We start from the raw sequence: 13958 nt of genomic DNA on the forward strand, positions 1-13958 counted from the left end.
ATGATCCAGGACCACAAGGTCAACATCTTCTACACCGCCCCGACCGCCATCCGCTCCCTCATCAAGGCTGCGGACAACACCCCGGCCGTGCATCCGAAGAACTACGATCTGTCCTCCCTGCGCATCCTGGGTTCCGTCGGCGAGCCGATCAACCCCGCCGCCTGGGAGTGGTACTACGAGAACGTCGGCGGCGGCCGCTGCCCGATCGTCGATACCTTCTGGCAGACCGAAACCGGCGGTCATATGATCACCCCGCTGCCCGGCGCCACCCCGCTGGTTCCCGGCTCCTGCACCCTGCCCTTCCCGGGCATCCAGGCTGCGGTGGTCGATGAGACCGGCACCGAAGTGCCGTGGGGCCAGGGCGGTATCCTGGTCGTCCAGCGTCCGTGGCCGTCGATGATCCGCACCATCTGGGGCGATCCCGACCGCTTCGTGAAGTCCTACTACCCGGCCGACTTCCAGGGCAAGCTGTACCTGGCTGGCGACGGCGCGATCCGCGACAAGGACACCGGCTACTTCACCATCACCGGCCGTATCGACGACGTGCTGAACGTCTCCGGTCACCGTATGGGCACGATGGAAATCGAATCCGCCCTGGTGGCTCACGAGAAGGTTGCCGAGGCTGCCGTGGTTGGCCGTCCGGACGACCTGACCGGTGAAGCGATCGTGGCCTTCGTGGTGCTCAAGGGTGCCCGTCCGACCGGCGACGAAGCCGCCAAGGTCATCAAGGAGCTGCAGAACTGGGTTGGCCAGGAAATCGGCCCCATCGCCAAGCCGAAGGACATCCGCTTCGGTGACAACCTGCCGAAGACCCGCTCCGGCAAGATCATGCGCCGTCTGCTCCGTCAACTGGCCAAGGGCGAGGAAATCACCCAGGACACCTCGACGCTGGAAAACCCGGCGATCCTGGAACAGCTCAAGTAATCGTCGCAGCACCCACCCCGGCCCCACGGTCGGGGGCGGCAAGCGCACCGGCGCCTCCCCCGAGGTGCCGTCATAACAAAAGCGCGAGCCGCACAAAGAATAAACAGGGGAGGAGCCCGGTGCTGTCCGGCCGGGAGTGTGAGGGGGAGAATCAGGCGCGGAATCCGCGCCTTTTTCTCGTCCGTCGTCCGCATGGGTGGCGTGCCGACAGCACCGCAAACCTCGCCAAGTCTGACTGTTCGGGTTATAAGCGCAGGGCGGCATTGCGCGACGGGAGGGCGACATGATCAAGGCGACACTGACCGGCCAGCGTCTGGTGGCACTGTTCCTGCTGGGCTGTCTGCTGGTGAACTTTCCGATCCTGTCGGCCTTCGACTCGGCGCGGATGTGGTTCGGTATTCCCGCCCTGTATCTCTACGTGTTCGGCGTGTGGGCGGCGCTGATCGGGGCGATGGCCCTGGTCATCGAGCGCTAAGGGGCGGCGGTGATGTCCGGCTCCACCATCGTCGCCGTCTCCTTCCTGTATCTGCTGCTGCTCTTCGGCGTGGCCTATCTGGGCGACAAGCGCGCCGATGCCGGGCGTTCGCTCATCGCCAACCCGACGATCTACGCCCTGTCGCTGGCCGTCTATTGCACGACCTGGACCTACTACGGCAGCGTCGGGCGCGCCGCGTCGTCGGGGCTGGGTTTTGTGCCGATCTTCCTCGGGCCGACGCTGGCGGTGGCCTTGTGGTGGTTCGTGATGCTCAAGATGATCCGCATCGCCAAGACCCACCGCATCACCTCCATCGCCGACTTCATCGCCTCGCGCTACGGCAAGAGCCACCTGCTGGGTGGCCTGGTGACGGTGATCGCCGTGCTCGGGGTGCTGCCTTACATCGCGCTCCAGCTCAAGGCGGTGTCGAGCAGCTTCACGATCCTCGCCAGCTACCCGGCCATCGCGATGCCCGCCAAGGCGGGTGCGGGGCCCTGGCTTGCCGATACGGCGTTCTATGTGGCGCTGACGATGGCGGCGTTCACCATCCTGTTCGGCACCCGACATCTGGATGCCACCGAGCGGCACGAAGGGATGGTGGCGGCGGTGGCCTTCGAGTCACTGGTCAAGCTGCTGATCGTGCTGGCGCTCGGCCTCTACGTGACCTTCGGGCTCTACGACGGCTTTGCCGACCTCTTCTCCCAGGCCGCCGCGCGGAGCGACCTGCGCCGCTTGATGGAGATGGGGGCCGGCGGCAACGGCTACGGCAGCTGGTTTGCCATGACCGTGCTGTCGATGCTGGCGGTGATGTTCCTGCCGCGACAGTTTCAGGTGGCGGTGGTCGAGAACGTCAATGAGAACCACTTGCGTCGGGCGATCTGGCTGTTTCCGCTGTATCTGCTGCTCATCAATCTCTTCGTGCTGCCCATCGCCCTGGGCGGGATGATGACCTTTGCCGGCCAGGACGTGGACGCCGACACCTTCGTGCTCACCTTGCCGATGGTGCACGGCCAGGGCTGGCTGGCCCTGCTGGTGTTCATTGGGGGCCTGTCGGCGGCCACGGGGATGGTCATCGTCGAGACGATCGCCCTCTCGACGATGGTCTGCAACGATCTGGCGATGCCGCTCCTGCTGCGCGCCCGGCGCCTTGCCCTGCTCGGGCGCGACGACCTCTCCGGGCTGCTGCTGGGTATCCGGCGCGGCGCCATTGTCCTGATCCTGCTGCTGGGCTACCTCTATTTCCGGCTGGCTGGCGAGGCCCACGCGCTGGTGAGCATCGGGCTCATCAGTTTTGCCGCGGTGGCGCAGTTCGCGCCGGCCATGATCGGCGGGATGTACTGGCGCGGGGGCACCCGGCCGGGAGCGCTGGCGGGGCTGGCGGGGGGCTTCGGGGTGTGGCTCTACACCCTGCTGCTGCCGTCTTTCGCCAAGTCGGGGTGGTTGCCGACGGGCTTCCTGGAGGATGGCCTGTTCGGCCTGGAGGCCCTGCGCCCCCAGGCGCTGCTTGGCGTCTTGGGGCTGGACCCAATCGCCCACAGCCTGTTCTGGAGCCTGGCGGTGAACATCGGCGCCTACCTCGGCGTCTCCCTCTGGCGCCGCCCGAACGCCGTCGAGGCCGGTCAGGCGACGCTGTTCGTCGATGTCTTCAAGCAGAGCCGGCCAGCTGGCGGCGATTTCTGGCGCGGGAGCGCCCAGGTGGGAGATTTGCTGCCCCTGATCGGCCGCTTCATCGGCCGCGAGCGGGCCCACCACCTGTTTGCCGACTACGCCCGGGCGCGTGGCGTGGCGGGGGTCGAGGCCCTGCAGGCGGATGCCGGGCTGGTGCACTTCGCCGAGACCACTCTGGCCGGCGCCGTCGGCGCGGCGTCGGCGCGGGTGATGGTGGCCTCGGTGGTGAAGGAGGAGCCGCTGGGGCTCGACGAGGTGATGGGCATTCTCGACGAGGCTTCCCAGGTGCGGGCCTACTCCAGGCAGCTCGAGCAGAAGTCGCTGGAGCTTGAGGCGGCCACGCGGGAGCTGCGCGGCGCCAACGATCGCCTGAAGGAACTCGACCGGCTGAAGGATGACTTCATGTCGTCGGTGACCCACGAGCTGCGCACCCCACTCACCTCCATCCGCGCCTTCTCCGAGATGCTCCTCGAAGACCCGGAGATCGACCTTGAAGAGCGGAAACGCTTTCTGGGTATCATCGTGAGCGAGACCGAGCGCCTCACCCGGCTGGTCAATCAGGTGCTCGACATGGCCAAGATCGAGTCCGGCCACGCCGAGTGGCAGACGGGCGAGGTGGATCTGATCCAGGTGGTCGAGCAGGCGGTCGCATCCACCAGCCAGCTCTTCAAGGACAAGGGCGTGGCGTTGGCGCTGGCCTTGCCGGACCGGGTGCCGACGCTGCTGGCCGACCGGGACAGGCTGGTGCAGGTGGTGCTCAACCTGCTGTCGAACGCGGTGAAGTTCGTCGCCCGGGATACCGGTCGGGTGTGGGTGACGGTGCGCCAGGTTGCCGACGGGCTGCGGGTGGATGTGCGCGACAACGGCCCCGGGCTGGGCGAGGACGAGCAGGCGATGGTTTTCGAGAAGTTCCGCCAGGGGGGCAACACGATGACCGACAAGCCCCAGGGCACCGGACTGGGCCTGCCGATCAGCCGCCAGATTGTCGAGCACTACGGCGGGCGGCTGTGGGTCGAGAGCGAGGCAGGCAGCGGTGCAACATTCTCGTTTCTGATGCCTTGCGGGAAATCAACAGAAGCGAACGGTCAGGCAGGATAAACTACAATTTCATGCGCCGCGGATTGGGACGAGACACACGTCCCCGTTGTAGACGGCGGAGGGGAGGAAGACAAAATGACCAAAAAAATACTGATCGCCGACGATGAGCAAAATATCGTCATTTCCCTGGAGTTCCTGATGAAGCGCGAGGGCTTTGCGGTGTGCATCGCCAACGACGGTCAGGAAGCCCTCGACAAGGTGCGCAGCGAGTCGCCCGATCTGGTGCTCCTCGATGTGATGATGCCGCGCAAGAACGGCTACGAGGTGTGCCAGGAAATCCGGGGCGATGCCGCGCTGCAGGGCACCCGCATCCTCATGCTCACCGCCAAGGGGCGTGAGACCGAGGTGACCAAGGGGCTGGCGATGGGCGCCGACGCCTACATGACCAAGCCCTTCTCCACGCGGGAGCTGGTGGCCAAGGTGAAATCCCTGCTGGAAGTCACGGCATGAGCCCGAAGGCCCGGCAGGCGCTGGCGGTCGCCGTCGCCAGCGCCCTGGTTGTCGGCGTGATGGCGGCGGCGGGGTTCGCCGTGTGGCGCGATCTGAGCCCCGAAGAAGTGGCGGTGCTTGAACCTGTTCTCAACCCGCGCCTTGGTCTGCTCATCATGATCGCGATGGTGGGGGCCGGGGCGGCGGCCGTGCTGATGAAGTCTTTCGCCCAGGCGGCCATCGCAGAGCCGGCCCTGCTGGCGGACGAGGTTGGGCTGATCGTCGGGACCGACCCGTCCCGCCGGGTGAAAGCGGGCAGCTCGCCCGAGCTGCAGCGCATCGCCGAGGCGGTCAATAACCTCGCCGACCAGCGCCGCAGCCTGCAGGAGGACGTCGAGACCCGCATCCGCGAGGCCCGCCTGTCCGTCGAAGAGGAGCGCAACCGGCTGGCCGCGCTGATGTCCGAGCTTAACCAGAGCGTGGTGGTGTGCAATCTCGACGGGCGCATCCTGCTCTACAACAACCGTGCCCGGCTGCAGTTCAAGGCGCTGTCCGACGCGCCGACGGCGGCCGGCGGGGGCGAGATCATCGGGCTGGGACGTTCGATCTACGTGGTCTTCGACCGCAACCTGATCGTCCATGCCCTCGAGAGCATCCAGGAGCGCATCCGCCGCCAGAGCGCTCAGCCGATGACCAATTTCGTCACCACCACCCGCGCCGGCCAGCTGCTGCGGGTGCAGATGGCGCCAGTGCTGGCCACCGGTGGCGAGCCCGACGCCGAGCCGAGCGTCACCGGTTTCGTGCTGATGCTCGACAACATCACGCGCAACTTCGAGGCCGAAACCAAGCGCGACCAGATGCTCCACACCCTCACCGAGGGCAGCCGCTCGTCCCTGGCCAACCTGCGGGCGGCGGCCGAGATGCTGGACTACCCCGATCTCGACGCCGAACTCAAGGGGCGCTTCCTCAAAGTGGTGCGCGACGAGGTGGAGGGGCTGAGCAGCCGGCTGGACGAGACCGCCAACGCCTTCGCCGACTCCCTCAAGACCCGCTGGCCGCTCGACGAGATGCACGGCGCCGATCTGGTGGCCGCGGCCCAGCGCCGGGTCGAGAAGAAGCTGGGTCTGCCCACCAAGCTCGAAACCATCGACCCGGACGTGTGGGTGAAGGTGGACAGCTTCTCGCTGCTGCAGGCCATCGGTTATCTGGTCAGCCGGCTCTCCGACGAGTTCGAGGTGCGCGAGGTGCGTTTCCGCCTGTCGTCCGCAGGGCGGCTGGCGCACCTGGACCTGATCTGGTCCGGGCAGGCGATGAGCACCGAAACCGTGATGGCCTGGGAACTCGAGCCCATGACCTTCGCCGGCGAGAGTTCGCCCCTCACGGTGCGCGACGTGGTGGCCCGGCACGACGGCGAGATCTGGCTGCAGCGCGAGAAGACCCAGCACCGCGCCTTCTTCCGACTGCTGCTGCCGTCCGCCACGCCCCAGAACGAGGTCGAGGCCGCCACCTACCTCAAGGGCGACAGCCGGCCCGAATACTACGATTTCGATCTCTTCAAGCAGAGCGAGGCCAGCCACGCCCTGGACGACCGCCTGCTGTCGGAGCTGGCCTTCACGGTGTTCGACACCGAGACCACCGGCCTCAACCCGTCCGAAGGCGACGAGATCATCCAGATCGGCGCGACCCGCATCGTGAACGGCAAGCTGCTCAAGTCGGAATCCTTCGACCAGTTGGTGGACCCGCTGCGCGAACTGCCCGAGGCCTCCACCAAGATCCACGGCATCACGCCCGAGATGCTGGCGGGCCAGCCGCCCATGTCCAAGGTGCTGCCCGCCTTCCACGCCTTCGCCGAAGATACCGTGCTGGTGGCCCACAACGCTGCCTTCGACATGCGCTTCCTGCAACTCAAGGAGGCAAGCACCGGCATCCGCTTCGAGCAGCCGGTGCTCGACACCCTGCTCCTGTCGGCGGTGCTCCACCCCTCGCAGGAATCCCACCGGCTGGAGGCCATCAGCGAGCGCATGGGCGTGAGCGTGATGGGGCGTCACACCGCCATCGGCGACGCCATCGTCACCGGCGAGGTCTTCCTGCGGATGATCCCGCTGCTGGCTGAAATGGGCATCCGCACCTTGGGCGAAGCGCGCGCGGCGTCCGAGAAAACCTACTACGCCCGCGTCAAGTACTGAGCGGCGTCGGCCATGCCTTTGGGTCCCGAGCGCGGTGGCGGCCTGACGGCGCTGCTGCGCCACGAGCCGGTGCGCGTGCCGCCGGAGGCGAGCATCCGCGACACCCTGACCCAGATCGATGCGGCACGGGCCGGGATGGCGGTGATCGTCGACCCGGCCCAACGCCCGCTTGGCGTGCTCACGCTCCACGACGCGATCGAGCGGGCTGTGCTCCCTTGCGTCAGTCTGGATGAGCCGGTGGCCGGCTTCATGACCGGCGGCGTGGTGGCGTTGCCCGGCGACGCCAGCCCCCATCTGGCCCGTCTGATCCTCGCCCGGCATCGGCTGCGCCATCTGGTGGTGACCGACGAGGGCGGGCGCCTGTGTGGCGTGCTTGCCCGCAGCGATCTGTACGCCAGCCGCTTTGCCGGTTCCGACGACCTCGTCGAAGCCATCCACGGCGCCCGGAGCGAGACCGAGCTGGCGCTGGCCGCCCGGCGGGTGCGGGAGGCCGCCGCGGCCCTGGTCGAAGGCGGCGACGGCGGCGGTGCGGTGGGCGAGTGGATCGCCATGCTCAACGATCTGGTGGTGTTGGCCGCCATCGATCTGGCCGAGGCCGAGGTCGACCTGCCCCTGGTGCCCTGGTGCTGGCTGGCCTTCGGTTCGGAAGGGCGGCTGGAGCAGACGCTCGCCACCGATCAGGATAACGGCCTGATCTTCGCCTGCGCCCCGGGCGACGACCCCGAGCGCCTGCGGGCGGGGTTCCTGCCCTTTGCCCGGCGGGTCAATGAGCGCCTTGCCGCCTGCGGCTTTCCCCTGTGCCAGGGGGGCGTGATGGCGGGCAACCCGCGCTGGTGCCTGTCCCTGGGCGAGTGGCGGGCGTGCTTCGCGGGCTGGATGCACGGCGGCGGCGAGGACGACCTGCTCAACGCGACCATCTTCTTCGACTTCCGCCCGCTGGCGGGCGACTGGTGGCTGGCCGCCGATCTGCGCCGCTGGCTCCTCGAAACGGCGGGCGAGACCCCGCTCTTCCTGCGGTTCATGGCGACGAACGCCCTGCGCGGCGGGCCGCCGCTCGGTGTGATCCGCGATTTTGCGGTGGATCGGGAGAGCGGGCTGATCGACCTCAAGCGCGACGGCAGCCGGGTGTTCGTGGACGCGGCGCGGATCTATGCCCTGGCCCTCGGGCTCGCCGAGACGGCTACCGCGGGGCGGCTGCGGGAGGCGGGCGAGGCGCTGGGCTGGCCGGCGCGGGAGGTGAAGGCGCTGGTCGATGCGTTCAACTTCATCCAGCAGCTGCGGCTCGGTGGTCAGTGCAGCCCGGGTGCCGCGCCCAACCGGATTGCGCCGGGGGCGTTGAGCGATCTGGAGCGGGCGGCGCTGAAGGAGTCGTTCCGGCAGGCGCGTCGCCTGCAGCAGAAGCTGCAGGTCCGGTATCAGTTGTAGCGAACGGGCGGAGCTATACTCGCCCCGTGGCCGAGCCGGCTGCGAGCGGGAGGGCAGGAGTGAGCGGAGACAATGACCACGGCAGCGCGCCAGCGCGCGGCGGTGCCGAGCAGTACTGGCGGACGACACGGCGGCTGACCGCCGGGCTGCTGCTCGTGTGGGCCGCGGTGAGCTTCCTGCCGGGCTGGTTCGCCGACGAACTCAACACCGTCGTCTTCTTTGGCTGGCCCTTCGGCTTCTACATGGCGGCGCAGGGCGCGCTGATCGTCTTCCTGCTGATCGTCTGGTTCTACGATTTCTGGATGACGCGCCTGGAGCGGCGGCACGCCCTCGACACCGATGAGTGAGCGCATTCGATCATGAGCGCCCGGGCCAGCCTCACGCGGCGGATCGGCCGCTACTACCTCTTCTACGCGGCCGGCTTCTTCAGCCTCGTGGCGATGCTGGCGATGGCCGAGCAGCTTGGCCTGTCGGCCCGCTGGATCGGCCAGATCTTCCTCTTCGCGACGATCGCCATCTACGCCGCCATCGGCGTGATGAGCCGCACCTCCGACGTCTCGGAATACTACGTGGCGGGCCGTCGGGTGCCGGCGCTGTTCAACGGCATGGCCACCGCGGCCGACTGGATGAGCGCGGCCTCCTTCATCGGGCTCGCCGGCACGCTCTACTACGCCGGCTTCGAGGGGCTCGCCTTCGTCACCGGCTGGACGGGCGGCTACGTGCTGGTGGCGCTGCTGCTGGCGCCCTTCCTGCGCAAGTTCGGGCAATTCACGATCCCGGATTTCCTCGGTGCGCGCTACGAGGGGCATTTCGCCCGCGTGGTCGGCGTGTTTGCCGGCGTGCTGGCGAGCTTCGTGTATGTGGTGGCGCAGATCTATGGCGTGGGGCTCATCACCAGCCGCTTCATCGGCATCGAGTTCGAGATCGGGGTCTTCGTCGGGCTGGCCGGCATCCTGGTGTGCTCCTTCCTGGGGGGCATGCGGGCGGTGACGTGGACCCAGGTGGCGCAATACCTGATCCTCATCGTCGCCTATCTGGTGCCGGTGGGCATCCTGTCGTACAAGGTCACCGGCGTGCCGCTGCCCCAGGTGACCTACGGCAAGGTGCTGCAGGATCTGGGCGTGAAGGAGCTGGAACTGTTCTCCGAGCCGCGGGAGCACGCCGTCCGCGTGCAGTACCGCCATCGGGCCGAAGAGTACGCCCGGAAGATCGCCGATCTGCCCGAATCCCTGGCCGCCGAGCGGATGGCGCAGGTGCAGCGGGTCAACGAGCTGCGCACCCAGGGCGCCGCCGCGCGGGAGATCGCCGTGGCGGAGCGGCAGTTGCGGGACTTGCCCCGCACGCCGGACGAGGCCCGCGTGAAATGGGAGCGGGCGCGCCAGGACAGCCTGTCCCGCACGATCCCGCCGCCACCCCACGCCGAAGCCCATCCCGGCGTGGACCGGGCGGCCCAGGAGAGCGCCCGGCGCAACTTCCTGGCACTGACCTTCGTGCTGATGGTCGGCACCGCCGCGCTCCCGCACATCCTGATGCGCTACTACACCACGCCCACCGTGCGAGAGGCGCGGCGTTCGGTGTTCTGGTCGCTGTTCTTCATCTTCCTGCTGTACGTCACCGCGCCGGCCTACGCGGTGTTCGCCAAGTGGGAGGTTTACAGCAGCCTGGTGGGCTCCAACATTGCCAACCTGCCCCACTGGGTGGCGTCCTGGGGCAAGGTCGGGTTGGTGCGCATCGAGGACATCAACGGCGATGGCATCCTGCAGCTGGCCGAACTCAGCATCAACAGCGACGCCATCCTGCTGCTGGTGCCCGAACTGGCGGGGCTGCCCTACGTCGTGTCCGGGCTGGTGGCGGCAGGGGGGCTGGCCGCCGCGCTGTCGACCGCCGACGGCCTGCTGCTGACGATCTCCCACGCCCTGTCTCACGATCTGTACTACAAGATCGTCAACCCGGAGGCGTCGACTCAGCGCCGGCTGGTCATCACCAAGTCCCAGCTGCTGGTGGTGGCGGTGGTGGCGGCCTGGGTCGCCTCCCTGCGGCCGGACAGCATCCTGTTCATGGTCGGCCTCGCCTTCTCGATCGCCGCCTCGGCCTTCTTTCCGGCGCTGGTGCTGGGCATCTTCTGGAAGCGCGCCAACAAGTGGGGCGCGGTCAGCGGCATGATCGCCGGCCTCGGGGTGACGCTCTACTACATCGTGCGCACCCACCCCTTCTTCGGCGGCAGCATGGCCGAGGCCTGGCTCGACATCCACCCGATCTCCTGCGGCGTGTTCGGCGTGCCCGCCGGATTTGTGGTGATCGCCGTCGTCAGCCTCCTGACGCCCCCGCCCAGCGCCGAGGTTCAAGCCTTGGTGGACGACGTCCGTCTGCCAGACGGAGAGAAAAATCGCAAACAGGCTTTGACTTTTTGAAATCTTAATGTATAGTGCCGCCTCCACTTGGAGAGGTGGATGAGTGGTTTAAGTCGCACGCCTGGAAAGCGTGTTCAGGGTAATACCCTGACGCGGGTTCGAATCCCGCCCTCTCCGCCAAGAATTCCCCCGGATGGTCAGCGTGTGCCTCGTGTTTGAGGTGCGCGCTTTGCCGCGTTCAGGGCAGGCCGATCCGGCAATGTTTCACCTTGTCCCACCGTTCGCATGACGGGGGGCTTTAATCCAGAAGGAGATCTCATGCGACATTACGAAGTCGTTTTCATCGTTCATCCCGATCAGAGCGAGCAAGTGCCCGCCATGATCGAGCGTTACCGCAGCCTCGTCACCTCCCAGGGCGGCCAGATCCATCGTCTGGAAGACTGGGGCCGTCGTCAGCTGGCCTACCCGATCCAGAAGATCCACAAGGCCCACTACGTGCTGATGAACATCGAGTGCGATCAGCCCACCATCGCCGAACTGGAGCACGGCTTCAAGTTCAACGATGCCGTCCTGCGCCACCTGTCGATCCGCACGAAGAAGGCTGTCACCACCCCGTCGCCGATGATGAAGGAAGAGAAGGCTCGCTCCCTGACCTCCGCCGATGAGGCCAAGCCGGCCGCCGAGCAGCAGCCCGCCGCCTGAGTTGCAGGAGCAGGGTCGCAACAGTTTTGAGATAGAAGGCGTCCTGACCGAAATCGGTCAGATGCGTTACTCCCCCGGCGGTGTGCCGGTGCTGGCGGGGCGCATCGAACACCGATCCCGGCAGATGGAAGCCGGGCTCTCCCGAAGCGTGGAGCTTGAGTTGCAGGTAGTAGCCGTGGGTGACAAGGCCAAAATGCTGGCCGCTGCCCGCCTCGGAAGCGCCGCCCGCCTCACCGGCTTTCTCGCAGCCAAGAGCCTGCGCAGCAGGGCGCCTGTACTGCACATCGATACGATCGAATTTTTGGAAGGAACGAATCATGGCATTCAAGCCAGCAATGAAGCGTAAGGACGACCGTGGCGGTCGCAGCCTCTTCAAGCGTCGCAAGTTCTGCCGTTTCAGCGCAGAGAAGATCGAAGAGATCGACTACAAGGATGTGGACATCCTGAAGGACTTCATCACCGAAAACGCCAAGATCATGCCGGCGCGCATCACCGGCACCAAGTCTGGCTACCAGCGTCAGCTGTCCACCGCGATCAAGCGTGCCCGCTTCCTCGCGCTCCTGCCTTACACCGACCTGCACCAGTAATCCCGGAGAGACAGCATGCAAATCATTCTTTTGGACAAGGTTGTCAACCTGGGTGGTCTGGGCGATGTGGTCAAGGTGAAGGACGGCTACGCCCGTAACTTCCTGATCCCGCAAGGCAAGGCCAAGCGTGCCAACGCCGCCAACCTGGCTGAATTCGAAGCCCGTCGCGCCGAACTCGAACGCCTCGCCGCCGAGCAGCTCGCCGCCGCTCAGGCTCAGGGTGAGAAGCTCGAAGGGCTGGCCGTCACCGTCAGCCGCAAGGCTGGTGTCGATGGCCGTCTGTTCGGCTCCGTCACCAACGCCGACATCGCCGAAGCCCTCAAGGCTCACGGCTTTGCCCTCGAGAAGTCGGCCGTCCGCATGCCGGAAGGCCCGCTGAAGGTGGTTGGCGAGACTCAGCTGGTCGTCGCCCTGCACACCGATGTGACTGCTACCATCACCGTCACGGTGGTCGGCGAGAACTGATCGGCTGGCGAGCAGGCGCTCGCTTCGATCGGAAAAGAAGGGCTGCCTGGTGCAGCCCTTTTTGTTTTTCTCCGGCCTGGGCCGGTGTCCTGTTTTCTTGATGGTCTATGCGCAAATCTCAAAATCATTCCGACGACCCCGTGATGTCGAACCTGCGCCTGCCCCCGCATTCCCTGGAGGCGGAGCAGTCGTTGCTGGGTGGCTTGCTGATCGACAACACCGTCTGGGATCGGGTGGGCGACGTCGTTAATGAGGCCGACTTCTACCGGGACGATCATCGCCGGATCTTCCGGCAGATCGCCCGCCTGATCGAACTGGGTAAGCCGGCGGATGTGGTCACCGTCTTCGAGGCGCTCGAAAAGAACGGTGAGGCCGAGCACGTTGGCGGCCTGTCGTATCTGGGCGAGATTGCCAACAGCACGCCGTCGGCGGCCAACGTCCGGCGCTACGGCGAAATCATCCGTGAGCGGGCCATCCTGCGAAAGCTCGTGTCGGTCGGTGACGACATCGCCGCCAGTGCCCTGACGCCTTCCGGCAAGGACGCCAAGACCCTCCTTGACGAGGCGGAGGCGAAAGTGTTCGAGATCGCCGAAGCGGGGGCGCGGACGGTGAGCGGCTTCGTGCCGATCCAGCCCATTCTGGGTCAGGTGGTCGATCGCATCCAGGAACTTTACGACCGCGACTCCCCGGCGGGTATTACGGGCGTCGCCACCGGTCTGGCGGATCTCGACGACAAGACCTCGGGGCTGCAGCCCTCCGACATGATCGTGCTGGCCGCGCGTCCCGGCATGGGCAAGACCTCGCTGGCGCTCAATATCGCCGAGCATGTGGCGATCGAGGGTGGGCTGCCGGTGGCCGTCTTCTCGATGGAAATGCCGGGTACGCAGCTGGCCACCCGTTTCCTGTCGTCAGTCGGGCGCATCGACCAGCACAAGATCCGTTCGGGCAAACTCAACGACGAGGAGTGGCAGCGGCTGACCTACGCCTTGGGCAAGCTCCACGAAGCGCCGATCTTCATCGATGAAACCCCCGGTCTCAACCCGACCGACCTGCGGGCGCGTTGCCGGCGGCTGCATCGTCAGTGCGGTCGCCTGGGTCTGATCGTGATCGATTACCTCCAGCTGATGACCTCGTTGAAGGAGAGTGACAACCGTTCGGCCGAGTTGTCCGAGATCTCGCGCTCGGTGAAGTCCCTGGCGAAGGAGCTGCACGTGCCGATCATTGCGCTCTCGCAGCTGAACCGTAGCCTGGAGCAGCGCCCCAACAAGCGCCCGGTGGCTTCCGACCTGCGGGAGTCGGGCGCCATCGAGCAGGACGCGGACATCATCATGTTCATTTATCGGGACGAGATCTACAACCCCGACTCCCCGGACAAGGGGATGGCAGAGCTGATCATTTCCAAGCACCGGAACGGTTCGACCGGGACAATCCGCATGACCTTCCTGGGCGAGTTCACCCGCTTCGAGAACTATGCAGGGATGTCGATGGGTGGGGGCGGGAGCGATTACTGAGGCGGGTGAGGAAATTAATTTCTCAAACCTCTTGACGAGTTCTGATAGTTCTTTATAATTCGGCCCTCTTCGCAGCGCAGTTGTTTTGGCGCGGTGAAGGGGGGAGTGGCCCGGAGGATTGGGTTGTTCCGGCGCAG

Annotated in this window: 13 protein-coding genes and 1 tRNA gene; all 14 read left to right on the forward strand. The window is 66.3% G+C overall.

All coding sequences use genetic code 11. The features are described from left to right. Positions 1 to 924, forward strand: a 924-nt coding sequence (locus ACE3N6_RS17735; RefSeq protein WP_374247153.1) for an AMP-binding protein, incomplete at its 5' end; no start/stop codon positions are given. A 283-nt stretch (positions 925 to 1207) separates the two neighbouring features. Next, complete coding sequence (locus ACE3N6_RS17740) at positions 1208 to 1399, forward strand: hypothetical protein (protein ID WP_374247154.1); 192 nt, start codon at positions 1208 to 1210, stop codon at positions 1397 to 1399. Between the two features lie 9 nt (positions 1400 to 1408). Continuing rightward, entirely contained in the window at positions 1409 to 4165 is a 2757-nt protein-coding gene (locus tag ACE3N6_RS17745) for an ATP-binding protein (protein WP_374247155.1), read from the forward strand. A 75-nt stretch (positions 4166 to 4240) separates the two neighbouring features. Beyond that, positions 4241 to 4615: a response regulator transcription factor gene (locus tag ACE3N6_RS17750; RefSeq protein ID WP_374247156.1), complete on the forward strand. Its 375-nt coding sequence runs from the start codon at positions 4241 to 4243 to the stop codon at positions 4613 to 4615. Next, the gene (locus ACE3N6_RS17755; RefSeq protein WP_374247157.1) at positions 4612 to 6780 is read left to right on the forward strand and encodes an exonuclease domain-containing protein; all 2169 of its coding nucleotides are present in this window, start codon (positions 4612 to 4614) and stop codon (positions 6778 to 6780) included. Before ACE3N6_RS17750 ends, ACE3N6_RS17755 begins: the two co-directional genes overlap by 4 nt. Positions 6781 to 6792: 12 nt before the next feature. Then, positions 6793 to 8205, forward strand: coding sequence for a DUF294 nucleotidyltransferase-like domain-containing protein (locus ACE3N6_RS17760; RefSeq protein ID WP_374247158.1), 1413 nt, complete (start codon positions 6793 to 6795; stop codon positions 8203 to 8205). A gap of 59 nt (positions 8206 to 8264) precedes the next feature. Beyond that, positions 8265 to 8552, forward strand: a complete 288-nt coding sequence (locus ACE3N6_RS17765; RefSeq protein ID WP_374247159.1) for a DUF4212 domain-containing protein — start codon at positions 8265 to 8267, stop codon at positions 8550 to 8552. Between the two features lie 12 nt (positions 8553 to 8564). Continuing rightward, on the forward strand, positions 8565 to 10616 hold the full coding sequence (locus ACE3N6_RS17770; RefSeq protein ID WP_374247160.1) for a sodium:solute symporter family protein: 2052 nt from the start codon (positions 8565 to 8567) through the stop codon (positions 10614 to 10616). A gap of 29 nt (positions 10617 to 10645) precedes the next feature. Then, positions 10646 to 10736, forward strand: a tRNA-Ser gene (locus tag ACE3N6_RS17775). A gap of 138 nt (positions 10737 to 10874) precedes the next feature. Further along, positions 10875 to 11258 (forward strand): 30S ribosomal protein S6, encoded by a 384-nt coding sequence (rpsF, locus tag ACE3N6_RS17780; RefSeq protein ID WP_374247161.1) that lies wholly within the window; start codon positions 10875 to 10877, stop codon positions 11256 to 11258. After that, on the forward strand, positions 11218 to 11604 hold the full coding sequence (gene priB / locus ACE3N6_RS17785) for a primosomal replication protein N (protein ID WP_374247162.1): 387 nt from the start codon (positions 11218 to 11220) through the stop codon (positions 11602 to 11604). Before rpsF ends, priB begins: the two co-directional genes overlap by 41 nt. Then, a complete protein-coding gene (gene rpsR, locus ACE3N6_RS17790) occupies positions 11576 to 11845 on the forward strand; it encodes a 30S ribosomal protein S18 (protein ID WP_153162030.1) in 270 nt (89 codons plus the stop codon). The genes priB and rpsR overlap by 29 nt, the downstream gene beginning before the upstream one ends. Before the next feature lie 15 nt (positions 11846 to 11860). Further along, positions 11861 to 12310: a 50S ribosomal protein L9 gene (rplI, locus tag ACE3N6_RS17795; RefSeq protein ID WP_374247163.1), complete on the forward strand. Its 450-nt coding sequence runs from the start codon at positions 11861 to 11863 to the stop codon at positions 12308 to 12310. A gap of 143 nt (positions 12311 to 12453) precedes the next feature. Then, positions 12454 to 13821 carry a replicative DNA helicase gene (dnaB, locus tag ACE3N6_RS17800; protein ID WP_374247164.1) on the forward strand — a complete coding sequence of 456 codons (1368 nt, stop codon included), beginning with the start codon at positions 12454 to 12456 and terminating at the stop codon, positions 13819 to 13821. Positions 13822 to 13958: the final 137 nt, after the last annotated feature.

The organism is Zoogloea sp., assembly GCF_041904905.1.
GTDB lineage: Bacteria > Pseudomonadota > Gammaproteobacteria > Burkholderiales > Rhodocyclaceae > Zoogloea.

Excerpts from the sequence above, each read along its gene's own strand:
- ACE3N6_RS17740 (WP_374247154.1), top strand. The coding sequence starts at position 1,208 with ATGATCAAGGCGACACTGACCGGCCAGCGTCTGGTGGCACTGTTCCTG.
- ACE3N6_RS17750 (WP_374247156.1), top strand. The coding sequence starts at position 4,241 with ATGACCAAAAAAATACTGATCGCCGACGATGAGCAAAATATCGTCATT.
- ACE3N6_RS17755 (WP_374247157.1), top strand. The coding sequence starts at position 4,612 with ATGAGCCCGAAGGCCCGGCAGGCGCTGGCGGTCGCCGTCGCCAGCGCC.
- ACE3N6_RS17760 (WP_374247158.1), top strand. The coding sequence starts at position 6,793 with ATGCCTTTGGGTCCCGAGCGCGGTGGCGGCCTGACGGCGCTGCTGCGC.
- ACE3N6_RS17770 (WP_374247160.1), top strand. The coding sequence starts at position 8,565 with ATGAGCGCCCGGGCCAGCCTCACGCGGCGGATCGGCCGCTACTACCTC.
- rpsF (WP_374247161.1), top strand. The coding sequence starts at position 10,875 with ATGCGACATTACGAAGTCGTTTTCATCGTTCATCCCGATCAGAGCGAG.
- priB (WP_374247162.1), top strand. The coding sequence starts at position 11,218 with ATGAGGCCAAGCCGGCCGCCGAGCAGCAGCCCGCCGCCTGAGTTGCAG.
- rpsR (WP_153162030.1), top strand. The coding sequence starts at position 11,576 with ATGGCATTCAAGCCAGCAATGAAGCGTAAGGACGACCGTGGCGGTCGC.
- rplI (WP_374247163.1), top strand. The coding sequence starts at position 11,861 with ATGCAAATCATTCTTTTGGACAAGGTTGTCAACCTGGGTGGTCTGGGC.
- dnaB (WP_374247164.1), top strand. The coding sequence starts at position 12,454 with ATGTCGAACCTGCGCCTGCCCCCGCATTCCCTGGAGGCGGAGCAGTCG.